This is a genomic window from Cnuibacter physcomitrellae, from assembly GCF_014640535.1.
Lineage (GTDB): Bacteria > Actinomycetota > Actinomycetes > Actinomycetales > Microbacteriaceae > Cnuibacter > Cnuibacter physcomitrellae.
In genome coordinates, this window is record NZ_BMHD01000001.1 from 3,466,333 (window position 1) to 3,489,575 (window position 23,243).

22 protein-coding genes and 3 tRNA genes are annotated in these 23,243 nt (G+C 72.1%); 16 read left to right on the top strand and 9 right to left on the bottom strand.

Going from position 1 to position 23,243, the window contains the following annotated elements:
• Positions 1–30 precede the first annotated feature (30 nt).
• Both IEX69_RS16260 and IEX69_RS16265 read right to left on the bottom strand, forming a co-directional pair.
• A complete protein-coding gene (locus tag IEX69_RS16260) occupies positions 31–810 on the bottom strand; it encodes a spermidine synthase (protein ID WP_085018639.1) in 780 nt (259 codons plus the stop codon).
• Positions 807–1,937 carry a winged helix DNA-binding domain-containing protein gene (locus IEX69_RS16265; protein ID WP_174604396.1) on the bottom strand — a complete coding sequence of 377 codons (1,131 nt, stop codon included), beginning with the start codon at positions 1,935–1,937 and terminating at the stop codon, positions 807–809. Before IEX69_RS16265 ends, IEX69_RS16260 begins: the two co-directional genes overlap by 4 nt.
• Before the next feature lie 103 nt (positions 1,938–2,040).
• Here IEX69_RS16265 and IEX69_RS16270 point away from each other — a divergent pair, with 103 nt between their 5' ends.
• Both IEX69_RS16270 and IEX69_RS16275 read left to right on the top strand, forming a co-directional pair.
• Positions 2,041–2,205: a hypothetical protein gene (locus IEX69_RS16270; RefSeq protein WP_157127089.1), complete on the top strand. Its 165-nt coding sequence runs from the start codon at positions 2,041–2,043 to the stop codon at positions 2,203–2,205.
• Positions 2,206–2,547: 342 nt separating this feature from the next.
• Entirely contained in the window at positions 2,548–3,681 is a 1,134-nt protein-coding gene (locus IEX69_RS16275) for an NAD(P)-binding domain-containing protein (protein ID WP_085018641.1), read from the top strand.
• Between the two features lie 95 nt (positions 3,682–3,776).
• On the opposite strand, the gene IEX69_RS16280 is transcribed toward IEX69_RS16275, so the two are convergent.
• The 3 genes from IEX69_RS16280 to IEX69_RS16290 form a co-directional block, all read right to left on the bottom strand.
• A tRNA-Phe gene (locus tag IEX69_RS16280) sits at positions 3,777–3,849 on the bottom strand.
• 66 nt (positions 3,850–3,915) lie between these two features.
• A tRNA-Asp gene (locus IEX69_RS16285) sits at positions 3,916–3,989 on the bottom strand.
• Positions 3,990–4,020: 31 nt separating this feature from the next.
• Positions 4,021–4,093 (bottom strand) — tRNA-Glu (locus IEX69_RS16290).
• 206 nt (positions 4,094–4,299) lie between these two features.
• Here IEX69_RS16290 and IEX69_RS16295 point away from each other — a divergent pair.
• Positions 4,300–5,523 carry a M23 family metallopeptidase gene (locus IEX69_RS16295; protein ID WP_085018642.1) on the top strand — a complete coding sequence of 408 codons (1,224 nt, stop codon included), beginning with the start codon at positions 4,300–4,302 and terminating at the stop codon, positions 5,521–5,523.
• Positions 5,520–6,863, top strand: a complete 1,344-nt coding sequence (locus IEX69_RS16300; RefSeq protein ID WP_157127090.1) for a M23 family metallopeptidase — start codon at positions 5,520–5,522, stop codon at positions 6,861–6,863. Before IEX69_RS16295 ends, IEX69_RS16300 begins: the two co-directional genes overlap by 4 nt.
• 98 nt (positions 6,864–6,961) lie before the next feature.
• On the opposite strand, the gene IEX69_RS16305 is transcribed toward IEX69_RS16300, so the two are convergent.
• The 3 genes from IEX69_RS16305 to tilS form a co-directional block, all read right to left on the bottom strand.
• Entirely contained in the window at positions 6,962–7,885 is a 924-nt protein-coding gene (locus IEX69_RS16305; protein ID WP_085018644.1) for a type IV toxin-antitoxin system AbiEi family antitoxin, read from the bottom strand.
• A 192-nt stretch (positions 7,886–8,077) separates the two neighbouring features.
• A complete protein-coding gene (gene hpt, locus IEX69_RS16310) occupies positions 8,078–8,629 on the bottom strand; it encodes a hypoxanthine phosphoribosyltransferase (protein ID WP_085018645.1) in 552 nt (183 codons plus the stop codon).
• Positions 8,630–8,661: 32 nt separating this feature from the next.
• Positions 8,662–9,729 (bottom strand): tRNA lysidine(34) synthetase TilS, encoded by a 1,068-nt coding sequence (tilS, locus tag IEX69_RS16315; RefSeq protein WP_085018646.1) that lies wholly within the window; start codon positions 9,727–9,729, stop codon positions 8,662–8,664.
• A gap of 68 nt (positions 9,730–9,797) precedes the next feature.
• On the opposite strand from tilS, the gene IEX69_RS16320 reads away from it, so the two are divergent.
• From IEX69_RS16320 to IEX69_RS16370, 10 genes are all read left to right on the top strand, one after another.
• Positions 9,798–10,292 (top strand): inorganic diphosphatase, encoded by a 495-nt coding sequence (locus tag IEX69_RS16320; protein ID WP_085021332.1) that lies wholly within the window; start codon positions 9,798–9,800, stop codon positions 10,290–10,292.
• Positions 10,293–10,543: 251 nt separating this feature from the next.
• Positions 10,544–12,556 carry an ATP-dependent zinc metalloprotease FtsH gene (gene ftsH / locus IEX69_RS16325; protein ID WP_085018647.1) on the top strand — a complete coding sequence of 671 codons (2,013 nt, stop codon included), beginning with the start codon at positions 10,544–10,546 and terminating at the stop codon, positions 12,554–12,556.
• Positions 12,557–12,565: 9 nt separating this feature from the next.
• Positions 12,566–13,300: a GTP cyclohydrolase I gene (gene folE / locus IEX69_RS20990; protein ID WP_085018648.1), complete on the top strand. Its 735-nt coding sequence runs from the start codon at positions 12,566–12,568 to the stop codon at positions 13,298–13,300.
• Positions 13,297–14,397: a dihydropteroate synthase gene (gene folP, locus IEX69_RS16340; RefSeq protein WP_217348669.1), complete on the top strand. Its 1,101-nt coding sequence runs from the start codon at positions 13,297–13,299 to the stop codon at positions 14,395–14,397. Before folE ends, folP begins: the two co-directional genes overlap by 4 nt.
• Entirely contained in the window at positions 14,394–14,882 is a 489-nt protein-coding gene (gene folB / locus IEX69_RS20995) for a dihydroneopterin aldolase (RefSeq protein ID WP_085018649.1), read from the top strand. The genes folP and folB overlap by 4 nt, the downstream gene beginning before the upstream one ends.
• A complete protein-coding gene (folK, locus tag IEX69_RS16350) occupies positions 14,879–15,418 on the top strand; it encodes a 2-amino-4-hydroxy-6-hydroxymethyldihydropteridine diphosphokinase (RefSeq protein WP_085018650.1) in 540 nt (179 codons plus the stop codon). Before folB ends, folK begins: the two co-directional genes overlap by 4 nt.
• Entirely contained in the window at positions 15,415–15,885 is a 471-nt protein-coding gene (locus IEX69_RS16355; protein ID WP_085018651.1) for a DUF3180 domain-containing protein, read from the top strand. The genes folK and IEX69_RS16355 overlap by 4 nt, the downstream gene beginning before the upstream one ends.
• A gap of 151 nt (positions 15,886–16,036) precedes the next feature.
• Complete coding sequence (locus IEX69_RS16360; RefSeq protein WP_085018652.1) at positions 16,037–16,504, top strand: PH domain-containing protein; 468 nt, start codon at positions 16,037–16,039, stop codon at positions 16,502–16,504.
• Positions 16,501–18,231, top strand: a complete 1,731-nt coding sequence (locus IEX69_RS16365; RefSeq protein WP_085018653.1) for a PH domain-containing protein — start codon at positions 16,501–16,503, stop codon at positions 18,229–18,231. Before IEX69_RS16360 ends, IEX69_RS16365 begins: the two co-directional genes overlap by 4 nt.
• On the top strand, positions 18,228–18,959 hold the full coding sequence (locus IEX69_RS16370) for a Rossmann-like and DUF2520 domain-containing protein (RefSeq protein ID WP_085018654.1): 732 nt from the start codon (positions 18,228–18,230) through the stop codon (positions 18,957–18,959). The genes IEX69_RS16365 and IEX69_RS16370 overlap by 4 nt, the downstream gene beginning before the upstream one ends.
• Before the next feature lie 72 nt (positions 18,960–19,031).
• Here the strand turns inward: IEX69_RS16370 and IEX69_RS16375 are convergent, their stop codons facing one another.
• Positions 19,032–20,267, bottom strand: a complete 1,236-nt coding sequence (locus IEX69_RS16375; protein WP_085018655.1) for an Ig domain-containing protein — start codon at positions 20,265–20,267, stop codon at positions 19,032–19,034.
• 306 nt (positions 20,268–20,573) lie between these two features.
• On the opposite strand from IEX69_RS16375, the gene panC reads away from it, so the two are divergent.
• On the top strand, positions 20,574–21,440 hold the full coding sequence (gene panC, locus IEX69_RS16380; protein WP_229756440.1) for a pantoate--beta-alanine ligase: 867 nt from the start codon (positions 20,574–20,576) through the stop codon (positions 21,438–21,440).
• Between the two features lie 296 nt (positions 21,441–21,736).
• On the top strand, positions 21,737–23,173 hold the full coding sequence (gene lysS / locus IEX69_RS16385) for a lysine--tRNA ligase (protein ID WP_229756441.1): 1,437 nt from the start codon (positions 21,737–21,739) through the stop codon (positions 23,171–23,173).
• Positions 23,174–23,243 lie beyond the last annotated feature (70 nt).

The following is a 23,243-nucleotide window of genomic DNA, read 5'->3' on the forward strand; positions in this document are numbered from 1 at the left end:
TCCGCCCTCACCGCCGCGGGCGGGCGGAGGTCAGCGTGCGGTCGATCCGAACGAGGAGGCGGACACCACCGCTCCCGGATGCGGACCCGCCGCCAACAGCTCTCCCGCCCACTCCTCGACCCGGGGGGATCGGGAGGCGACGATCACCGCGTTGCCCTCCCGCCCCTTCTCGACCACGGAGGACGGGCCCACGATCACGGCGTGCGGGAACGTGGGGACGAGCGCCGCGACGTGCGCGAACGTGGCGGGCAGGCCGTCGTCGTCCGCGACGTTCACGAGGAGCACCCCGGTGTCGGCGGCGACCCGCCCGAGCTCGGCGTAGAACTCGGGCGTCATGAGGTGCGGAGGCGTGGCGGTACCCCGGTACATGTCGGCGACGACGAGATCCGCGGGCAGGCGGGTCAGCCGCGCCGTCGTCTCCGCCGCATCCCCGGAGATCAGCTCGAGCCGCGTCCCGGAGGGCAGCGGGACCGTGGCGGTCACGAAGTCGACGAGATCGGGCTCCAGCTCCAGCACCGTCTGGTCGGCGCCCGGATGGCGGGCCTGGACCCATCGCGGGAAGGTCAGCGCGCCGGCGCCCAGGTGCACGGCTCTCGCGGGCCGGCCCGGCGCGAGGCCGCTCAGGGCGAGCTCGGCGGCCGCCGCCATCCTGCGCATGTAGTCGTAGTGCAGCCGCTCGGGCTCACCCGGATGCACGTGCGACTGCGCATGACCGCGGATGCGGAGCACGAGCCCTCCGGAGAGCTCGTCGGTCTCGAGGGCGGCGAGCTCTCCGGACCGGGTGAGGAACGTCGTCGTGAGCGTCGTCACCGCAGCGACTCCACGTGCTCGACGGCGAGGCCGAAGAACCTGCCCAGCCCGGCGACATGGCGCTCGAAGCCGCGGCGCACGGACTCCGACCACGGTTCGAACGGCTGGGCCGAGACCCGGATCCGGGTCGGCTCGATCCGCCGACGCCAGGTGCCGACCACCTGGCCCGCCGCGACGACGATCGGCAGGAAGAGCCCGTTCGCTCCCGGGACCACCCGGTCCAGCCACTCCTCCCGCACCATCGGCGTCCGATCGGGATAGCCGAGCAGGTACTCGTCGAAGGAGGGCAGCGCGACGACGCCGCTCGAGGCCCGTTGCGGCCGCTCGGGCGCATCCGGGGCGATCAGCTGGATCCGGCCGTCCACCTCGTGCTCGGCGAGCTCATCGCCGGCGAGCTCCCGCGCCCGGGTCACGTCCTTCATCGTGAGCTTCGTCCACCACGCGAAGTCGCGCAGCGTGACCGGCCCGTGCCCGGCGACGTATCGCACCAGGAGCCCACGGAGCGTCTGGTCGCGACCGTGCTCCTCTCCGGGGGGCGCCCACTCGTCCAGGAGCACCATCCGTTGACGTGTGCCCTCGGTGGGTCCCCAGCAGACGAGGCCGTCGTGCGCGAGGCGCCAGAGCAGGTGCATGCCCCGCTGGCCGCCCGTCTCGACGCCGCCGGACTCGAGCAGCCCGAGCACCTCGTCCCGCTCGAGCGAGCGTCCCGCCAGGCCCTCGCGGAGGATCGCGGACGCCCGGGCGAAGACGTCCTCGTCGAGGCCCAGTGCGCGGTGCCGCGTGCGGGTGCCGGCGACGGTGCGTTCGGCGGTCAGCGCGAGGACGGCGCGGAGGTCGTCGGGCGAGAGGATGTGCAGGGTGCCGCGCATGGGCCACGACCGCACGATCCGGCGCGACTCGAACGCGGCCTCGACGTCGTGCAGGGTCGTCCCGGGAGCGCGGGCGCCGAGAGCCCAGAGCGACTGTCCGAAGTCCTGCGCCTGGACGGCGACGAGACGGTCGACGGCGTCGATCACCGAGTCCGCGCCGGCTGCCGCTTCGTGCTCCCGACGACGATCGCTCCCGGAGACCGCGACCCCCTGGGCCTCCAGCCTCAGCCGGGGGATGTCCGCGCTGCGCAGAGCCATGCGCTCAGTATGCCGCCCGAGGGGGAGTGCCGCCGGGTCGGGACGGCCTCCCGGGACGAAGGGTCCCCTTGCCGCCTCCGACGAGGAGCGTAGGGTCTTCGCCATGACGGGTTCGGTCTGGTTGGCGATCGACCTCGCCGACGCGTCGGAGCGGATCCTGGGCGTCTACGAGAGCGAGGACGATGCCCGCCGTGCTCTCGAGGAGGCGGCCGCCTGGGCCGGCGCCGTGGAGCAGTGGCCCGTCGAGGGGATGACCCAGGCGGGCTGAGCGTCCGGCCGCGACATCGCTCCCGGCCGTTCTGCCTTCGCGACTCAGCCGGTGCGCCTTCGCGGACCCACCCGGTCGATGCGCCTTCGCGGACTCGGGGGTACGGTGCGAAGAGGACGAGGCATGCAGCCGGGATGGAAAGCAGGCCCCGCCCTCCCCTCGAGCCTATCCGTTGAGATCGGACCTTCCCCCCGGAGAGGGAAGTCCGTGGGGGGACTTGACGGGGGAGCGGCCGTTCTGCTGTGATCGCGCGCGCGAGCCGGAGCGACCCGCGCGACCCGGCGCCGCTCCGTGCGGGAAGGCTCGGCGCTGCGCTGCGTTGTACCCGAGGTGGACGAGCGGATGCGATCGGCGACCGTCGCGGTGATCGGTGCGGGACAGGCGGGGCTGTCCGCCGCCTTCCACCTCCAGCGGACGGGGTTCGTCAGCGCGCTCGACGCGGAACCCGCCCCCGGTGCGCCCACCTACGTCGTCCTCGATGCCGCGGCGACGCCGGGCGGCGCCTGGCAGCACCGCTGGGAGTCGCTCAGGATCGCCACCGTCAACGGCATCTTCGACCTCCCCGGGATGCCGAAGCCCGAGCTCGATCCCGAGGAGCCCAGCCGGGACGCCGTGCCGCGGTACTTCGCCGACTACGAGCGCCGGTTCCACCTGCCGATCCTCCGGCCCGTCACCGTGACCGCCGTTCGCGCTCTCGACGACGACCCCGACGGCCCGCTGCTCGTGGAGACCAGCTCCGGGCCGTGGCGGGTGCGCGGCGTGGTGAACGCATCCGGGACCTGGACGAACCCGGTGCTCCCTCGCTACCCCGGACAGGAGACCTTCCTCGGACGGCAGCTCCACACCCGCGACTACCGCGACCTGTCGGAGTTCGCCGGCCATCGCGTCGCGGTCGTCGGCGGGGGGATCTCGGCCGTGCAGCAGCTCGAGGAGATCTCCCGCGTGGCCTGGACTGCCTGGTACACCCGTCGAGAGCCCGTCTTCTTCGAGGGCGACTTCGATCCGGAGACCACGGGACGCGACACCATCTCCCGCGTCGTCGCGGATGTGGAGGCCGGTCTGCCCTCGCGGAGCATCGTCTCCTACACGGGCCTCGGGTGGTCGCCCTACGCCCTGGCCGCGCGCGATCGGGGCGCGCTGGAGCGGCGCCCGATGTTCACCGCGATCGAGCCCCACGGGGTGCGGGAGGCGGACGGCACGTTCACCTCGGTCGACACGATCCTGTGGGCGACGGGCTTCCGCCCCGACGTGCGCCACCTCGACCCGCTCGACCTGCGCGACCCCGCGGGCGGCATCCGGATGCGCGGCACGACCGTGGTGGTGGATCCGCGCATCCAGTTGGTCGGCTTCGGACCATCGCAGTCGACGGTCGGCGCGAATCGTGCCGGCCGGGCCGCGGCGACCGCGTTCGCCCGACGGTTCGGGGCCTCAGCGGGTCGCACCCTTGCAACGGTGTCGAGCGACCATCCGGGATGACGCGCCACGGCGACGACGGGGCCAAGACAAGCGGAAACCCCCGCGATGTAGAAGCTACGCGAGGGTTCCTGGGGTGATTGTAACGATCACCCGTGTGGCTCCGACCGGCATCGATCCGGTGACCTTTCGATTTTCAGTCGAACGCTCTACCAACTGAGCTACAGAGCCATGCCGACTCTCGTCGGCCTTCTTGCGAAAAGCCCTCCCCTCGATCGGGAAGGGCCTCGCAATGAGCGACCCTGACGGGACTTGAACCCGCGACCTCCGCCGTGACAGGGCGGCACGCTAACCAACTGCGCTACAGGGCCATGCTTGTGTAATTGTATCTGTTGCCTGGGGTGACCCCAACGGGATTCGAACCCGTGCTACCGCCGTGAAAGGGCGGCGTCCTAGGCCGCTAAACGATGGGGCCGTTCGCGACAACTCGACGAGTATGCCACATCGTCCGCCGCACTTCCAATCGAGGCCGCTCGGCCGCACCTCGACCAGGGCCGGCGACCCTCCTGCGGGTGCGGTCAGTTGCCGCCGACACCGCGTGGGCGACCGGGGATCCGGGGTCTCACCTGTTTGGATGCCGGTGTGCAGTGTGACGGAAGTGAACGATCGAGGCGACGTCGAGTGCCGCTGAGACGAGCGCTCCTGGGTGCCCTCGCCACGGCCGCCCTGGTGGTCGCGGGTGCGGTCGCGCTCCCCGGCGCCGCCTGGGCGGACGACTACCCCACGTGGGACGACGTCAAGAACGCGCAGGCCGACGAGCAGGCCAAGCAGGCCGAGGTCACGCGCATCCAGGGTCTGCTCGACGGGATGCGGGCCGAGGTCGCCGCCGCGCAGGCGCTGTCGCAGCAGCGCGGCGAGGAGTACAACCGGGCTCAGGCCGCCTTCGACACCGCCGCCTACAAGGCCGACGAGCTCGAGACGCAGGCCGCTGAGGCGCAGCAGCGCGCCGATGCGTCGAACCGGCAGGCGGGACAGCTGGCCGCCCAGCTCGGGCGGGCGGGCAACAGCGACCTCACCGTCTCCCTCCTCGCGGGTGGCGGCGCGTCCGGGTCCGGCGATCTGCTCTACCAGCTCGGCACGATGTCGATGCTCACGTCGAAGACGTCGCAGATCTACGCGCAGGCGGAGCAGGACAGCAACACCGCGGCCGCGCTCTCGGCGCAGGCCGAGATCGCCCGCGCCGAGCTCGAGGCGCTCGCGGCCGAGGCCCAGCGGCTGCGCGACGAGGCGGTGAGCGCGCAGCAGGCCGCCGAGTCCGCCCTCGCAGAGCAGCAGAACCACGAGGTCGAGCTGCAGACGCAGCTCCAGGTCCTGACGGAGAACCGCCAGGCGACCGAGGCCGACTACCAGAAGGGCGTCGAGGCGCGAGCCGAGGCAGCGCGTCAGGCGATGCTCGCCGGCCTGCCCACGCTTCCCTTCATCGCGGCGAGCGGATGGGCCAGCCCGTTCCCGGGCGGCTACTCGTCCGACGAGTACGGGATGCGCGTCAACCCCGTCTCGGGCGCGTACCTCATGCACTCGGGCATCGACCTGGTGGTGAGCGGCGGATCCTGCGGCGTGCCCGTCTACGCGGCGGCCGAGGGGATCGTCGAGTACGCCGGCTGGAACGGCGGCTACGGCAACTTCGTCGAGATCGACCACGGCGGCGGCATCTCCACCGGCTACGGGCACAACACGAGGCTCCTGGTCGGGGTCGGCGCCTACGTCCAGCCCGGCCAGCCGATCGCGCTCGCGGGCACCACGGGCAACTCCACCGGATGCCACGTGCACTACGAGGTGCGCCAGAACGGCTCCGGGATCAACCCGCGTCCCTTCATGCAGGCAGTAGGAATCGAGTTCGGATGACGATCACATCCCCACCCCCTCCGTCCCCGGTCCGCTCCGGGTCGCGTTCCGGTCGCTCGCGGTCCGCAGGACTCCCGCTCGGGCGCTTCCTCGCCGGCATGGTGCTGGCCGCGTCGATCGTGGCGGTCGACGTGCTCCGCGGCGAGACCGGTGCGCGGGCCGTCGACTACCCGTCCTGGGAGGACGTGCTCGCCGCGCGCGGCAACGAGGCCGCCAAGAGCGCGGAGGTCACACGCATCCAGGGCCTCATCGCCCAGCTGCAGGACGAGGTCGCCGCCGCCCAGGCGCTGGCCATCCAGCGTGCGGACGAGTACTCGGCGGCACAGGACGCGTACGACACCGGGGTGTTCCGGGCAGGGGAGCTCTCCACCCAGGCCGAGGAGGCGCGTGCCACGGCGGAGGCGTCGAACCGCCAGGCGGGTCTGCTCATCTCGCAGTTCGTCCGCACCGGCGGAGGCGACATCACCGTCAACCTCCTGGTCTCAGGCGAGCAGTCGAGCGACATGCTGTACCAGCTGGGCGCCATGAGCCAGCTGTCGCAGAAGACCATCCGGCTCCACGAGGTGGCGGAGCAGGACCGCAACACGGCGGATGCGCTGACCGCTCAGGCGGACATCGCCGCCTCCGAGCTCGACGGCCTGCGGATCGCCGCCGAGGCCGCGTTCGTCGTCGCGCAGGAGGCGCAGGCCGCCTCCGAGGCGGCGCTCGCCGAGCAGGAGTCCCAGCGGATCGTGCTCGAGGAGCAGCTCAAGGCGCTCACCGACGCGACGGCGAAGACCGAGGCGGAGTACCAGGCCGGAGTCGAGGAGCGTCGGCGACAGGAGGAGGCCGCCCGCGCCGCGGCTGCGGCGGCGGCCGCCGCAGCCGCGGTCGCCGCGGGCAGCCCGTCCGGGGGAGGCGGCTCCTACGCCGTCGGGCCCGGCGGACAGGGCTGGTCGAACCCGTTCCCGGGATCCCGGGTGTCGGACGAGTGGGGCCAGCGGTTCCACCCCATCGACCACGTGTGGCGGCTGCACGCGGGCATCGACCTGGTCTACAGCGGCGGCACCTGCGGGCGGACCGTGTACGCCGCCTCGGCGGGCACCGTCACCCAGGCCAGCTACAACGGCGGGCTCGGCAACTCGGTCACGATCAACCACGGCAACGGCTGGACCACCGTGTACGGCCACAACTCGAGTCTCATCGTCGGCCGTGGAGCCACCGTCTCGGAGGGTCAGCCCATCGCCTACGCCGGCACCACCGGCGCCTCCACCGGCTGCCACGTCCACTTCGAGACCCGCACCAACGGCACCTCCCAGAACCCCCGCTCCCTCCTGGGCCCCCTAGGCGTCTCCTTCTAGCCCCGCGCCGTCCCCCCGTCCGCCCTCGCGTTTCGCCACACTCAGGTGGTTTCGCCACACCGATCGACGTGGCGAAACCACCTGAGCGTGGCGAAACGTCATGAGGCGATGGGCAGGCCCGCGGCGCGGAGGATCCGTGCAAGCTCCCGGGGGCGGCATGCCTCGTACCAGCCCCACCGCGCCACGTTGACGCCGGTCGCCCGCACCGCATCCTCGCGACGCTTCTCCTCCCACAGCACATCACCGGCGGAGCGATCCCGGGTGAAGCCCTCGTACTCGTACTTTGCCCTGCCGTCGCACTCCCCGACGAGCCGCGCCCGCTCCCACCAGAAGTCGCCGCGGAAGGTGCGGCCACGTGCATCGACGCCAGCCTTCTGCAGGTCGTCAGGTGGTGCCCCGAGGTCGATCAGCGTGCCCCTGCTGATCGACTCGAGGAGCGACTCCGAGCGTGCGTCAGCGTGGTCCAGCGTGCGACGCGCGCGACGCGCTCCGCGGGAGGAGGCGAAGGCCCGGAGGCGGTCGTCGAGATCCGCCGGTGTCACAACGCGCAAGCGGAGCGCGTGGTCGACGACACCCAGGCCTTCACCGAACGGCAGTCTTCGAGCGAGGTCGACGACGGTCTGAGCGGCAGTCGTTACGACGAGGCCGCGATGAACCTCAGTCTCCCGAGGCGCCCTCGAGGCCCTCTTGACTAGCTCACCGCGCGATCGGCCCCCCTCATCCGTGGAGGCGAGGACCGTGATGCTCTCGAGACGACTCGGCACGAGCGGCAGGCCCCAGATGACCGCTGCGGACTCGTCGCAGAACGTGTATCCGTCACCTCTCGAACGCCGGAGCGACTCGAGTCGCAAGAGATGACGGTCTTCTCGGCTCGCCGCATCCCAGACCGAGCTCTCGAGGTACACGCCCCGCCAGAGGCGCACCCTCTCGCCCGATGCGACGGAGCCCTCCAGCTCGTACCGGCGGCCGGCCCTGCTCTCGGAGGCGAAGGTCACGAATCCGGAGTCGCTGAGGAGTTCCATGCCCTGAGGTTCGCAGCACGATCACCGGCTCGGTCGACGCGCAGGGAAGGCGTGGACAGAGCTCCTCGTGCATCCATCTGTGCAATTCCCGCGCTTCACCACACGCCGGACCCGTTTCGCCACACTCAGGTGGTTTCGCCACACCGATCGAGGAGGCGAAACCACCTGAGTGTGGCGAAACGCGCCCGGCCGCTAGGAGTAGACGTGGGGGGCGAGGATGCCGATGCTGCGGAGGTTGCGGTAGCGCTCGGCGTAGTCGAGGCCGTAGCCGACGACGAAGGCGTTCGGGATGTCGAAGCCCACGTAGCGGACGTCGACCTCGACCTTGAGAGCCTCGGGCTTGCGGAGGAGGGTGCAGATCTCGACCGACTCGGGCCCGCGGGAGCGGAGGTTCGCCTGCAGCCACGAGAGCGTGAGCCCCGAGTCGATGATGTCCTCGACGATGAGCACCTTGCGGCCGGAGAGGTCGGTGTCGAGGTCCTTGAGGATGCGGACCACGCCACTCGACTGCGTCCCGGACCCGTAGGAGGAGACCGCCATCCAGTCCATCGTGATGTGCATCTTCAGCTCGCGGGCCAGATCGGCCATCACCATCACGGCGCCCTTGAGGACGCCGACGATGAGGAGGTCCTCACCCGCGTAGTCCGCCTCGATCTGGCGGGCCAGCTCGGCGATCTTCGCGTGGATCTGCTCCTGGGTGAACAGGACCTCCGTGATGTCGTCCTCGACGTCGGCGATGTCCATGTGCTCCCTCTGCTGCTCGACCTGCGGATGCCTCAGGCGGCCCGCTCGAACACGAGGAGGCGCCCTCGTCGGACCACTCTAATCCCTGGCAGGTCGACGCCCTTCTGGCCGTGCCAGTCGGTGACGAGGGAGGCCGCCGCGAGGGTCTGCGCGCGACTGAGCGAGACGCCGAACTCGCTCTCGACGACGTAGCGGATCACGCGGTGCCGGAGCGCGGGCGGGTTCGCCTCGAGCGCGCCCGCCGAGATCCCGATGCCCGCCTCGACGTGCTCGACGAGGTCCTCGATCGTCTCGACCGCCATGTCGTGGAGGGCGTCGTCGTCCTCGCGCAGCTGCGTGGCCGTCCGCGCGAGCGCCTCGGCCACGCCCGGGCCCAGCTTGCGCTCCAGGACGGGCAGCACCTCGTTCCGCACGCGCACGCGGCTGAAGCGCGCCTCGTCGTTGTGCGGATCGCGCCACGGCTCGAGGCCGGAGTCCGCGCAGAACGCCGTCGTCGTGGCGCGCCGGATGCCGAGGAGCGGGCGGATGCGCGACCCGCTCTGCGGGGCCATGCCCGACAGGCTCCCCGCGCCGGCGCCGCGCGCCAGGCCGAGCAGCACCGTCTCGGCCTGGTCGTCGAGGGTGTGCCCGAGCAGCACCGCGCGGGCCCCGGTCTCGGCGAGCGCCGCGTCGATCGCGTCGTAGCGCGCGGCGCGCGCCGCGGCCTCGGGGCCGCCCGTCTCGGAGCCCGAGCCCGCCGCGACCTCGACCCGCCTCACCAGCACCGGCTCGAGACCCAGCTCGACCGCCTGCCGCGCGGCGCGCTCGGCGACCGCGGCCGATCCGGGCTGCAGTCCGTGGTCCACGACGATCGCGCCGGCGGCGATCCCGGCCCTCGGCGCCTCGAAGGCGACGGCCGCCGCTAGGGCGAGGGAGTCGGGGCCGCCGCTGAGCGCCACCAGCACGTCGGCGGAGGCGGCGGAGTCGGTCGCGAAGCCGGCCGCGCGCATCCGTTCGAAGGACTCGCGCACCGCGCGCCGCACATCCGCGATCGGGGGCGTGAGCCGTGGGCGGCGCCCCGAGTCGTCGGCGCCCGGAGCCTCCTGCGGCGTGGAGGTCATCCAGTAACGTTATTGCAGTCGCCGGGCGGATGCTCGGCACCGTCTCGCCGAACAAGGAGCTGCTGCGCATGGCCGATTACGACGTCGTCATCGAGATCCCGAAGGGGAGCCGGAACAAGTACGAGGTCGACCACGAGACCGGCCGCGTGTACCTCGACCGCGTGCTCTTCACGAGCTTCGTCTACCCCACCGACTACGGCTTCTTCGAGAACACCCTCGGCCTCGACGGCGACCCCGTCGACGCGCTGGTGCTGCTCGAGTACCCGGTGTTCCCGGGCGTCGGCGTCAAGGTCCGCCCGGTCGGCGTGCTCAACATGAGCGACGAGGCCGGATCCGACGCGAAGGTCATCGCGGTGCCCTACAAGGATCCGCGTTGGCAGCACATCCAGGACCTGAACGACATCCCGGAGCAGACCCGCAAGGAGATCGAGCACTTCTTCACGCGGTACAAGGACCTCGAGCCGGGCAAGTTCGTCAACATCGAGGGCTGGGGCGACGCCGCCGAGGCCGACGCGATCGTGCAGGCGGGCTTCGCGAAGCTCGCCGCCGAGGGCGGTCACTGACCGCTCGCTCCCGAGGGCCCCGCATCCACGTTCGGATGCGGGGCCCTCGTGCGTCCACCCCCCTTGTTTCGCCATACCCAGGTGGTTTCGCCACACCGATCGACCTGGCGAAACCACCTGGGTATGGCGAATCGGATGTGCGGGGCGGCGGGCTGGGGAAAGGGCAGGTTCGCCCCTAGGGAACATGGAGGCGGGGCTCAGACGGGGCGCGATAGCCTTGCAGGCACTACACCGGCCCGAAGCGAAGAGACATGAACGCGAAACGCATCCTTCGATCTCCCATCCCGTACATCCTTCTGGGCGTCGTCGCGCTCTGGATCGGGTTCAGCATCATCACCAGCGCCGGCTACCAGCAGGTGACGACGCAGGAGGGCCTCGGCTTCCTCTCCAGCGGGAAGGTGCAGGAGGCCACCATCATCGATGGTGAGCAGCGCGTCGACCTCACGCTGACCAGCCCCGACGAGAAGTACGGCTCGAAGGTGCAGTTCTACTACGTCACCCCGCGCGGCAGCGAGGTGGTGGAGGCGGTCACGAGCGCCAACCCGTCCGACGGGTACAACGACCAGGTGCCGCAGCCGAACTGGTTCCTCTCGGCGCTGAGCATCTTCCTGCCGATCATCCTCATCGCGGCCTTCTTCTGGTTCATGCTCTCGGGCATGCAGGGCGGCGGCAACCGCGTCATGCAGTTCGGCAAGTCGCGCGCCAAGCTCGTCACCAAGGAGACCCCGAAGGTCACCTTCGACGACGTCGCGGGCAGCGAGGAGGCGATCGAGGAGCTCCAGGAGATCAAGGACTTCCTGAAGGAGCCGGCGAAGTTCCAGGCCGTGGGCGCCCGCATCCCCAAGGGTGTGCTCCTCTACGGCCCTCCCGGCACCGGCAAGACGCTGCTGGCCCGCGCTGTCGCGGGTGAGGCGGGCGTGCCGTTCTACTCGATCTCCGGATCCGACTTCGTCGAGATGTTCGTCGGCGTCGGCGCGAGCCGCGTCCGCGACCTGTTCCAGCAGGCGAAGGAGAACTCGCCGGCGATCATCTTCATCGACGAGATCGACGCCGTCGGTCGCCACCGCGGCGCCGGCATGGGCGGCGGTCACGACGAGCGCGAGCAGACGCTGAACCAGCTCCTCGTCGAGATGGACGGTTTCGACGTCAAGACCAACGTCATCCTCATCGCGGCGACGAACCGTCCCGACATCCTCGACCCGGCGCTCCTGCGTCCGGGCCGCTTCGACCGCCAGATCGGCGTCGACGCGCCCGACCTGCAGGGCCGCAAGCGCATCCTCGAGGTGCACGGCCGAGGCAAGCCACTGGCCGCCGGTGTCGACCTCGAGGTCGTCGCCCGCAAGACCCCGGGCTTCACGGGCGCCGACCTGGCGAACGTGCTGAACGAGGCCGCGCTGCTCACCGCTCGCTCCAACGCGCAGCTCATCGACAACCGCGCGCTCGACGAGGCGATCGACCGCGTCATCGCCGGTCCGCAGCGTCGTACCCGGGTGATGAACGACAAGGAGAAGCTGGTCACGGCGTACCACGAGGGCGGTCACGCCCTGGTCGCCACCGCGATGCGGCACACCGACCCGGTCACCAAGATCACGATCCTCCCGCGCGGCCGGGCGCTCGGTTACACGATGGTGCTCCCGCTCGAGGACCGCTACTCGGTCAGCCGCAACGAGCTCCTCGACCAGCTCGCCTACGCCATGGGCGGCCGCGTCGCGGAGGAGATCGTCTTCCACGACCCCACCACGGGCGCCTCGAACGACATCGAGAAGGCCACCGGCACCGCCCGCAAGATGGTGACCGAGTACGGCATGTCCGCCGACCTCGGTGCGGTCAAGCTCGGCAGCGCCTCGGGCGAGATGTTCCTCGGCCGCAACATGGGCCACGAGCGCGACTACTCCGAGTCGCTCGCCGAGCGCGTCGACTCCGAGGTGCGCACCCTCATCGAGAACGCGCACGACGAGGCGTGGCAGGTGCTGAACGACAACCGCGACATCCTCGACGACCTCGCGGCTCAGCTGCTCGAGCACGAGACGCTCGACCACCTGCAGCTCGAGGAGATCTTCAAGAACGTGAAGAAGCTCCCGGAGCGTCCGCAGTGGCTCTCCAGCGACAAGCGCCCGGTGTCGACGATCCCCCCGATCGCGTTCCCGAGCAAGGCGCCGGTCGACGGGGGTGCCGTCGACGGCGGGATCGAGTCCGACCCCGAGCCCGACCCGTCGCCCTCGAAGCGCGCTCCCCGCATCCGTCCGCGCCCCGCGACGGCCTGACCCGCAGCGGTGGGATCCGTCGACCGAGACCGGATCCGCGCCGCGGTCGGCGAGATCCTCGCCGCCATCGGCGAGGATCCGGCCAGGGAGGGTCTGCGCGACACCCCGCGCAGGGTCGCCGAGCTGTACGGTGAGCTCTTCGCCGGCGTCGGCGACGACCCCGCCGACGCGTTCGGTGGGGCCTTCGCGCTCCGCGACGGGGGATCGGATGCCGGAGCGGATCGGGCCGGATCAGGCGCCGCGAAGGTCGCCGGCCTCCCCGACGCGGATGCGGACGGCGACGCCGACGCGACCGCGGACGCTGCCGACGCGACCGCGGACGCTGCCGACGAGGCCGCGGACGCTGCCGACGAGGCCCTCGACCGGATCGGGTCGGTGGTCCTGATGCGCGACCTCGCGTTCCGCTCGATCTGCGAGCACCACCTCCTGCCCTTCGAGGGTGTGGTGCACATCGCCTACGAACCGGATGCGGAGCTCGCCGGCCTCGGGAGGTTCGCCGCCGTCGTCGAGGTCGCGTCGTCGCGCCCGCAGCTCCAGGAGCGCCTCGGCGACGACATCGCCGATGCGGTCGAGCGCGGGCTCACGGCGAGGGGTGTCCTCGTCGTCATCGAGGCTCGCCACGGATGCGTCACCGCACGCGGACCGCGACAGACGGCGAGCACCACGGTCACCCTGTCCGCCCGCGGGTCGCTCGCCGACCCCGCGGCTCGCGCCGAGGTGATGGCCCTGGTGGCCCGCTCATGAGCGTCGACGGCCACGGCGGCGCGGGCGACGCCGGGGGCTCCTCGGCGCGCACCCCCGCGCTCGACGCGCTGGACGGCCGCGGGCGGACGCTTGTCATGGGCATCCTCAACGTGACGCCCGACTCGTTCAGCGACGGCGGGGAGTGGTACGACCGCGATGACGCCGTGCGCCACGGGCTCGACATGGTCGCGCAGGGCGCCGACATCGTCGACGTCGGCGGCGAGTCGACGCGCCCCGGTGCCCGTCGTGTCGATCCAGCGGTGGAGCGCCGTCGGGTGATCCCGGTGGTCCAGGCCCTCGCGGCCGATGGCGTGGCGGTGAGCGTCGACACGATGAACGCGTCGACCGCGGCCGCGGCGATCGAGGCGGGCGCGGTCCTCGTCAACGACGTGTCGGGCGGTCTCGCCGACCCCGCGATGGATGCGCTGGTCGCCGAGTCGGGCATCCGCTTCGTCGTGATGCACTGGCGAGCCCACAGCGACGTGATGACGCAGCACGCGAGGTACGGCGACGTCGTAGCCGAGGTGTCGGATGCGCTGAGACGTCGCATGGACGGCCTGATCTCCGCGGGTGTCGACTCCTCGCAGCTGATCGTCGATCCCGGCCTGGGGTTCGCGAAGGACGCCGACCACAACTGGCAGCTGCTCGCCCGCCTCGCCGACCTCCGCGCGCTCGGCGCCCCGGTGCTGGTGGGGGCGTCGCGCAAGCGGTTCCTCGGTGCGCTCGACGGCGCCGCGCCGGGCGACCGCGACGTCGCCTCGGCGGTCGTCGCCGCGTTCGCCGCGCGGGCCGGCGCATGGGCGGTGCGGGTGCACGACGTGCCCTCGACGCGATCGGCCCTGGCGGTGGAGGCCGCGCTCCGTGCGGCCGCCACTCCGGTGCGCCTGGTGTCCGAGGTCCGCGCCCGCCGACCCCTCGCCCAGCACCCCGAGGGCGTCGCGCGCGCCGCCGGCCGCGCGGCGCCGGGCCCCGTGCCCGATGCCGACCGCGGGCCCGCGTCCCCGAGCGCGGACACCCCGGGCCAACTCGACGCCGGCCCCGTGGCGCCGAGTCCCGCGCCCATGCCCGCAGACGACGGAAGGACCCTCGACGCATGAGCACCACCAGCGCCGACCCCGCCGAGCACGAGCCCGCACGCCGCCCCGCCGAGCACGAGCACGCCCCCGCCCAGCGCACCGCCGCGGGACCCCTCGACGAGCTCACCCTCACCGGCCTCGAGGTGTTCGCGCACCACGGCTACTACGATTTCGAGCGTGAGCAGGGGCAGCGCTTCGTGATCGACACGACCCTCTGGCTCGACACGCGTGCCGCCGCCACGGGCGACGACCTCGACCGCACGGTGCACTACGGCGTGCTCGCCGAGCAGATCGTCTCCGCCGCGCAGTCCGACCCCGTCGACCTCATCGAGACCCTCGCCGAACGCATCGCGGGCGTCGTCCTGGCCTATCCCGCCGTCGCGCGGACTCGGGTGACCGTCCACAAGCCCGACGCACCGATCCAGGTGCCCTTCGCCGACGTCTCGATCGCGATCACCCGGTCCCGCGACGCGTGGCCCAGCGTGCGAGAGGAGGTGGAGGCATGACCGACTCCCTCCTCGTGACCGTGCCCGCGCATCCGATCGATGCGGTGCTCGCGTTCGGCAGCAACCTCGGCGATCGCGAGGCGACCGTCGAGGCGGCGCTCGCCGCGCTGGCCGCTGCGCCCGGGGTCGAGCTCGTCGCGGCGTCGCGGCTCTACGAGACGGTCGCGGTCAAGCCCGACGGCGTCGACCACGAGGCGCCGTCGTACCTCAACGGCGTGGCCCGCATCCGCACCGGGCTGTCGCCGCTCGACCTCCTCGCGCTCGTCCACCGCGTGGAGCACGCGCACGGCCGCGTGCGCGTCGAGCGGTGGGGCGATCGTACGCTCGACATCGACGTCGTGCTCTACGGCGACCTCACGAGCGACGACGCGACGCTGACGCTCCCGCATCCCCGAGCGCACGAGCGCGACTTCGTCCTCGTCCCCTGGCTCGAGATCGACCCCGACGCGGTCGTGCCCGGCCGCGGGCGCGCCGACGAGCTGCTGCGCGGGCTGCCGACCTCGACCCTCACCGTCTACGCGGGAGAGCGCCGATGAAGCACACGAACCCCCTCACCATCGTCGTCTACCTCCTCGTGGGCGCGGCCATCGGCTTCGGCATGGAGATCGCGCTCGTCGGCGGCGGGATGCAGGCGGTCGTCCCGCCCTACACCCTCCCCATCACGGTGATCGCCGCCGCGCTCATCGTGGTCGCGCTCGCCATCCCCATCCGCCGGTCGATCAGCGGTCGCTCCCAGGCGCGCATCAACCCGTTCCGGGCGATGCGGGTGGTGGTGCTCGCGAAGGCGTCGAGCCTCGTCGGCGCGCTGATCGCGGGGTGGGCCGCCGGCGTCGCCGTGTTCTTCTTCACGCGGCCCGTGATCGCCGACACCGCCACGATCTGGGCCTCCATCGTCGCCGCGGTGGGCGGCGTCGTGCTGCTGGTGGCGGGCATCGTCGCGGAGCGCCTCTGCACTCTTCCGCCCGACGATCCGAACGCCCCCGACGGTCCCCATGCCCACTGACGGCTCGAGCGAGAGCGCCCCCGCCGGCGCACCCTCCTCACCCGACGGTGGCGCACCGTCCTCACCCGACGCCGGCGCGCCCTCCTCACCCGACGGTGGCGCGGCCTCCTCACCCGACGGTGGCGCGGCCTCCTCAGCCGACGGCGGGCGGATGCACGTCGACGAGCAATGGGTCGGCGTCAGCTCCCGGTACCTCGGCGTCGAGATCGTCGCGAGCATCCTCACCGCCGTGGTGCTGTGCGCGATCTGCGTCCCGTTCATCCTGCTGCAGACCTGGTTCGGCTGGCCCGCGCTCGGCGTCGCGATCGTCCTCTCCGTCGTCCTCCTCGTGCTCGCCCCTCGTCGCGTGCGCGCGATCGGCTACGTGCTGCGCGCCGACGACCTGCTGTTCAAGCGCGGCATCATGTGGCACCGCGTGGTGGCGGTGCCCTACGGCCGGATGCAGCTGATCGACATCAACCGCGGTCCCGTCGCGCGTGCTCTCGGTCTCTCCGAGCTGAAGTTCGTCACCGCCGCCGCGTCCACCGGCGTCACGATCCCTGGCCTGCCCGAGCAGACCGCCGACGAGCTGCGCGACCGTCTCGTCGCCCTCGCCGAGACGAGACGCGTGGGACTGTGAGCGCCCCGCTCGAGCCCCGGGACGAGCGACCGGAGGGTTCCGCCGGCCCCGCCGCCGCCCCCAGCGCCTCGCTCGCCGACGGCGAGTGGCACCGGCTCCATCCCGCGACACCGCTCCTGCGCGGGGGCATCGCGTTCGTCGCGGTCGTCGGATTCCTGCTGGCCAACCTCCGCGAGCGGATCGTCGAGCTGGTCCTCGGATCCCCGGACGGACCGACCGACCCGCTCGACGCCGCGTACCAGAACGGCCAGCTCGGCTGGGCGGGCCTCATCGTCGCCGCAGCGCTCGTGGCCGGTGTCGTGCTGTTCTTCTTCAGCTGGCGCGTCCACACCTTCCGGGTCGGGGACGACGTCGTGGAGGTGCGCAGCGGCATCCTCTTCCGCACGCATCGCCGCGCGCCGCTCGACCGCATCCAGGGTGTGGCCATCGCACGACCGCTGTTCGCGCGCCTGTTCGGAGCCGCGAAGCTCGACGTCAGCGTCGCCGGCCAGGACGCCAAGGTGCAGCTCGCCTACCTCCGCAGCGCGGATGCAGACAGGCTGCGGGTGGACGTCCTCGCGCTGGCATCGGGCGCGAGAGCCGCCGAGTCGAGGCGGGGAGCCGGCCCGACGGAGACGGCGTCCTCCGGCGGGCCCGGAGCGACGGCCCTGCCGCCGTCGCCGTCCTCGGTCGAGGCTGCCCCGCTCGCCCCCGAGCCCTCGGTCGCTCCGCGGGGAGTCCTCGAGACGCGGATGCGCGAGTTCATGGCTCCCGAGCTCGACCCCTCGACCGCACCGCCCGAGTCGGTGGTGCGCATCCCGCCGGGTCGGCTCGCGGGCTCGCTCCTGCTGAGCGGACGGACCCTGGTCGGACTCGCGCTCGTGGCCGTCATCGTCTGGCTGGTCACGACCGATCGGCTCGGCTTCGCCGTGTTCGTCGTGCTGCCGATGCTGCTCGCGTCGGTCGGGTACGTGTACAACCGCTTCACCCGTTCGCTGCGCTACAGCATCGCGGGGACGCCGGACGGTGTCCGGATCGGATACGGACTGCTCTCGACCAGCAACGACACGCTCCCACCCGGACGCATCCACGCGATCGAGGTCCATCAGCCCCTGCTGTGGCGGCTCGCGGGCTGGTGGGCCATCCGCATCGACCGGGCCGGCGCGGCGGGGGAGGGCAGCGCGCAGGCGAGCACGACGATGCTCCCGGTCGGCACGGCCGGCGACGCGACGCGGGTGCTCTCGCTCCTCCTGCCCGGGCTGGCCGCGGAGGAGACCAGACGGATCCTCGACGCGGGCCTCGACGATCCCCGAGCCGGCGGGTTCGTCACGGCGCCGCCCCGCGCCCGGTGGGTCCGCCCGCTCGCCTGGCGGACCACCGGCTTCGCCGAGACCACGGATGCGGTCGTGCTGCGCACCGGGTTCCTCTGGCGTCGGCTCGTGGTGGTGCCGCTGGCTCGTGTGCAGAGCGTGCGCATCGAGCAGGGCCCGTGGCGCCGGATGCTCGGCCTCGTCGGGCTGGACGTCCAGACCGTGGCCGGGCCGGTCCACGCGCAGCTCCCGGCGGCCGAGCGCGCGGTCGGGGAGGCCGCGTTCGCGCGCTGGTCCGCCGCGGCGGTCGCGGCGGCCGCCGCCGATCGCACCCACCGCTGGCGAGCGCATCCCTCGACGGGGTCGGCGAGCGGGCCAGGCCGCGACGGCGACGGCGGTGCTTCGCCGTCGGGCGCAGGGGAGAGGATGGAGCCATGAGACCGTCGGAACGCTCGGGGCGCCTCGGCGTCGGCATCATCGGCGCGGGGCGGGTGGGTCCCGTCCTCGGTGCGGCGCTCGGCGGCGCCGGCCACGCCGTGGTCGGGATCTCCGCCATCTCCGACGTGGGCCGCGAGCGGGCCGACGTGCTGCTGCCCGGCGTGCCGGTGCTCAGCGTGCCCGACGTGGTCGAGCGCAGCGAGCTGGTCGTGCTGGCGGTGCCGTCGGAGGAGCTCCCGGGGCTCGTCGCCGGCCTGGCCGAGACGGGGGCGTGGCAGATGGGACAGCTGGTGATGCACACGGCGCCCGAGTTCGGCGTCTCCGTGCTCGATCCGGCACGCGCATCCGGCGTGATCCCGCTCGCCGTGCATCCGGCCATGGTGTTCACGGGCACGAGCGTCGACGTCTCGCGGCTCGTCGGGGTGCACTTCGGAGTCACCGCGCCGTCGGCCGTGCTGCCGATCGCTCAGGCCCTCGTCGTCGAGATGGGCGGCGAGCCCGTCGTCGTCGCCGAGGCGGACCGACCGGCCTACGCGGAGGCGGTCGCCACGGCGACGAGCTTCTCGACGGCGATCATCGAGCAGGCGGCCGGCCTGCTCTCCGACGCCGGCATCGACGCTCCGGGCCGGGTGCTCGCGCCCCTCGTCCGCTCTGCCGTGGAGGAGGCCCTCGCCCGAGCAGGTGCCGCCGCCGGCTCCACGCCCGACGCGCTCCCGCCCGAGGTCTGAACCGGTCGCGGCCCCGCCCGGTCGAGAGCCCCGCCTGCGCCGCGTGGACGCAGACGGGGCACGAGACCTCGCTCAGGGGTTCACGACGACGGTGAACGTCTTCGTGATGGGCTTCGTCTTCACGTTGTCGGCCGTGAGGTCGAACGTATAGGTTCCTGCTCGGGTGGGGGTGCCCGACAGGATGCCGGTGGGCCCGTCGAGCGTCAGGCCAGGAGGGAGCGCCCCACCGCTGACGGAGAGCGTCACCCAGAACGGCGAGTCGGTGAAGTACCGGTCGGTGTACGGCGCCGAGACGGACGCGGCGGCGCCGGTGTCGGGCCAGATGTCGAAGACGGGGTCGATGCGGTGCAGGTAGCCGGCGGCCTGGGCGTACAGGGTGTCGTTCGGGAGCAGAGCCATCCGGGTCACCTTCCCGGCCAGGTCCCAGCGCACGGTCGGCTCGGTCGCCAGCGGTTCCGAGCTCGGCACCTGCCAGACCGTGGGGGTCCCGGAGGCGCGGAGGAACAGGTTGCCCTGATCGCTGATGGCGGCTTCGGTCGGTTGGGGAGAACCGGCGGGAAGGGAGATGGTGCGTACGAGCGCGCCGCCGAGGTTGTACTGGAGGACGCCTCCACGACACGGGTCGGTGACGTACAGCGCCGAACTGGTGGCATCGAAGTCCCACGCGCACGTGTCGTGAGCGGACGTGATGAACGGATAGATCACGCCCTGTGACTGCGTGACGAGAGAGATCGTGTTCGTCCGATCCCAGGTGTAGACGGAGTCGTCGCCCGCGATCGAGATCTGGAGCGGCTCCCATCCGGTCGGCAGTGACGCCCACCAGAGGTCGAGGGAGCCGAAGCGGTCGATGCGCCCGAGAGCCCCCGCATCCGGCCTGGTGAAGACGATGTTCCCTCTCGAGTCGACCGCGCAGTGGGCGAGTCCCAGCCCGGTGCCGCGGGGTACGACGTCGCGCTGCCGGCCGTCGCGGGAGATCGCGATCATGCCGCTGTTCCCCTGGCCGCAGAGGACCGTGTCGCCGTAGCCGTCGGTGACGGCGTCGGAGACGATCATGCCCGGCGGGAGGGTCCGGATGTTCGGCGAGACCACGCCGTGCTCGTCGATCGTGCGGATGAGGCCGCGGGTGTTGTCGACGACGTAGGCGCCACCCCACGGCGTCGGCGCGAGCACGTCGGCGCGCTCGTCGACGAACCCCGACCACGTCGTGTCGAGGTCGAAGCCGCGGGCGTCCGCGGGCGAGGGGGCGGTGAGGGCGGCCCCGCCGACGACGGCCGCGGCCGCCAGGAGGGCGCACAGGAGTCTGCGCATTCGGATCGGTCCTTTCGAGGGGTGCGGTGGGTGGCCGCGATCCGCACACGCTACGGTCGCTCGCCGACGTGGCGTTATGAGCAATCCCTGCCCACCTGGCCGGGGTCGACCCGCAGTCCGCGCTCGCGGCAGAGACGTGCCCCCGCGCCGGTAGCATCGTGGGATGCGACCGCGAGGGTCGCGCGCACCACCCGAAGGAGCACCGTGGCCCAGCAGCCGCAGCCCGAGCCCGACACCGTCCGCGTCAGCGACGACGTGAGCGACCACGCCGCCGTCCGCCCGTCCGGTCCCGTCGTCGTCGAGACGGTGGCCGGCATCCGTGCCGAGGTCGCAGGCCTCCGCGAGGCGCGCCGGACCGAGGCGCCCCCGAGGGGCGATACGGGCCCCGCCGTCGCCTTCGTGCCGACGATGGGCGCCCTCCACGACGGACATCTCGAGCTCGTCGACCGCGCGCGCGAGCTGGCCGACATCGTGGTGGTGTCGATCTTCGTGAACCCGCTGCAGTTCAGCGATCCCGCGGACCTCGAGCGCTACCCCCGCGACCTCGAGGGCGACCTCGCGTGCCTCGAGGGCCACGGCGTCGACCTCGTCTTCGCCCCCGAGGCCGCCGAGCTCTATCCCGACGGCGACCCCGCGACCCGGGTCACGGGCGGACGGGCGGCTCAGCTCTTCGAGGGGCGCAGCCGTCCCGGCCACTTCGACGGCATGCTCACGGTCGTGGCGAAGCTCCTGCACGCGGTCGGCCCGGATGTGGTGCTCTTCGGCCAGAAGGACGCCCAGCAGGTGTTCCTGGTCTCCCGGATGGTCGCCGACCTCACGATGCCCGTCCGCGTCGAGGTCGTCCCCACCGTCCGCGACGCCGACGGTCTCGCGCTGTCCAGCCGCAACCGCTTCCTCGACCCGGAGGCGCGGCGCGCGGCGCTCGCCCTCCCGGCGATGCTCGAGGCCGCCGAGTCGGCCGCCGACCGCGGCATCGACGCGGTGCTCGCCGCGGCTCAGTCCGTGCTCATGGGGCAGGACGACGTCGACCTCGACTACCTCGCCGTGGTCGACCCGCGCACGTTCCTGCCCGTCGACGACGACTACACCGGTCGCGCCACCGTCCTCGTCGCGGCACGCGTCGGCGGGGTGCGCCTCATCGACAACGAGCCCATCTACCTCGGTCACGCCTGAGCCATCTCGGACACGCGTGCCGCCTCGGTCGCGTGTGAGCCATCTCGGTCACACGTCAGCCATCTCGGTCAGGCGAGCCGCCTCGGTCACGCGTGAGCCGCCTCGGTCGCGCCTGACCCCGCCCGCCGTGAGCGCACGTCCGCAGACCCCCCCGGGCTCGGCCGGCAGGGCGCCCTCGGTAGGATCGACGTGTGACAGAGGACACCACCGCCACGCCCGCCACCGCCCTCGAGACCCCGGGCGACGCCGCCACCGAGCAGGACGTCACGGAGCAGGATGTCTCCGAGCAGAAGGCCGTGCGACTGGGCAAGCGCGAGCGGCTGAACGCCGGCCCGGGCGCCTACCCGGTGAGCGTCCCCGTCACCACCACCATCCCTGAGGTCCGCGCGCTCTGGCAGCACCTGCAGCCCGGCGAGGAGAGCGGCGAGGTCGTCGGCCTCGCCGGCCGCGTGGTCAACCTCCGCAACACCGGCCGTCTCTGCTTCGTGTCCCTGCAGGCCGGCGACGGCACGCGCATCCAGGGCATGGTGTCGCAGGCGAAGGTGGGCGCGGAGTCGCTCGCCGAGTTCAAGGAGCTCGTCGACCTCGGCGACCACCTGTTCGTCCACGGCGAGGTCATCGCGAGCCGCACCGGCGAGCTCAGCGTCATGGCGGATGCGTGGCAGATCGCCGCCAAGGCCATCCTCCCGCTGCCCAACCTCTACACCGAGCTCAACGAGGAGACGAGGATGCGCTCCCGCTACCTCGACCTCATCCAGCGCGACCAGGCGCGCCAGACCGTGCGCACGCGTGCGGCGGCGATGGCGAGCCTGCGGGCGACGTTCGCCGACCGGCACTACCTCGAGATCGAGACGCCGATGCTGCAGACGATCCACGGCGGCGCGGCCGCGCGTCCGTTCGTGACGCACTCGAACGCATTCGACACCGAGCTCTACCTGCGCATCGCGCCCGAGCTCTTCCTCAAGCGCGCGGTGGTCGGCGGCATCGACCGGGTGTTCGAGATCAACCGCAACTTCCGCAACGAAGGCGCCGACTCCACGCACAGCCCCGAGTTCGCGATGCTCGAGGCGTACGAGGCCTACGGCGACTACAACACCATGGCCGAGCTCACCCAGACCCTCGTGCAGAACGCGGCCCAGGCCGTGTCGGGCTCGCACGTCGTGACCTGGGCCGACGGCACCGAGTACGACCTCGGCGGCGAGTGGGACCGCATCGACATGTACGGCTCCCTCTCGGAGGCGGCCGGCGTCGAGATCACGCCCGCCACGAGCCTGGCGGAGCTCGAGGCGCTCGCCGCGAGCGTCGGCGTCGAGGTGCACCTGCCCAACCACGGCAAGCTCGTCGAGGAGCTGTGGGAGCACTTCGTGAAGGGCGGCCTCACCCGCCCGACCTTCGTGATGGACTTCCCCGTCGAGACCAGCCCGCTCACCCGGGCGCACCGGTCGAAGCCCGGCGTGGTCGAGAAGTGGGACCTCTACGTGCGCGGGTTCGAGCTCGCCACGGCGTACTCCGAGCTCGTCGACCCCGTCATCCAGCGCGAGCGCTTCGTCGAGCAGGCGCGCCAGGCCGCGGCGGGCGACGTCGAGGCGATGCGCCTCGACGAGGACTTCCTCCGCGCGCTCGAGTTCGGCATGCCCCCGTCGGGCGGCATGGGCATGGGCATCGACCGCCTCCTCATGGCCCTCACCGGCCTCGGCATCCGCGAGACCATCCTCTTCCCCCTCGTGAAGTAACCCCCCGGGTCGTTCAACCGCCCGAAAGCAACCTCATCAAACCCAGCCCCTGGTGCACATCAAGGTCGGT

Bases quoted from the DNA above. Each gene is read 5' to 3' on its own strand.
- IEX69_RS16265 (WP_174604396.1), bottom strand. From the start codon at position 1,937: ATGGCTCTGCGCAGCGCGGACATCCCCCGGCTGAGGCTGGAGGCCCAG.
- IEX69_RS16270 (WP_157127089.1), top strand. From the start codon at position 2,041: ATGACGGGTTCGGTCTGGTTGGCGATCGACCTCGCCGACGCGTCGGAG.
- IEX69_RS16275 (WP_085018641.1), top strand. From the start codon at position 2,548: ATGCGATCGGCGACCGTCGCGGTGATCGGTGCGGGACAGGCGGGGCTG.
- IEX69_RS16300 (WP_157127090.1), top strand. From the start codon at position 5,520: ATGACGATCACATCCCCACCCCCTCCGTCCCCGGTCCGCTCCGGGTCG.
- IEX69_RS16305 (WP_085018644.1), bottom strand. From the start codon at position 7,885: ATGGAACTCCTCAGCGACTCCGGATTCGTGACCTTCGCCTCCGAGAGC.
- hpt (WP_085018645.1), bottom strand. From the start codon at position 8,629: ATGGACATCGCCGACGTCGAGGACGACATCACGGAGGTCCTGTTCACC.
- tilS (WP_085018646.1), bottom strand. From the start codon at position 9,729: ATGACCTCCACGCCGCAGGAGGCTCCGGGCGCCGACGACTCGGGGCGC.
- IEX69_RS16320 (WP_085021332.1), top strand. From the start codon at position 9,798: ATGGCCGATTACGACGTCGTCATCGAGATCCCGAAGGGGAGCCGGAAC.
- ftsH (WP_085018647.1), top strand. From the start codon at position 10,544: ATGAACGCGAAACGCATCCTTCGATCTCCCATCCCGTACATCCTTCTG.
- folP (WP_217348669.1), top strand. From the start codon at position 13,297: ATGAGCGTCGACGGCCACGGCGGCGCGGGCGACGCCGGGGGCTCCTCG.
- folB (WP_085018649.1), top strand. From the start codon at position 14,394: ATGAGCACCACCAGCGCCGACCCCGCCGAGCACGAGCCCGCACGCCGC.
- folK (WP_085018650.1), top strand. From the start codon at position 14,879: ATGACCGACTCCCTCCTCGTGACCGTGCCCGCGCATCCGATCGATGCG.
- IEX69_RS16355 (WP_085018651.1), top strand. From the start codon at position 15,415: ATGAAGCACACGAACCCCCTCACCATCGTCGTCTACCTCCTCGTGGGC.
- IEX69_RS16360 (WP_085018652.1), top strand. From the start codon at position 16,037: ATGCACGTCGACGAGCAATGGGTCGGCGTCAGCTCCCGGTACCTCGGC.
- IEX69_RS16370 (WP_085018654.1), top strand. From the start codon at position 18,228: ATGAGACCGTCGGAACGCTCGGGGCGCCTCGGCGTCGGCATCATCGGC.
- IEX69_RS16375 (WP_085018655.1), bottom strand. From the start codon at position 20,267: ATGCGCAGACTCCTGTGCGCCCTCCTGGCGGCCGCGGCCGTCGTCGGC.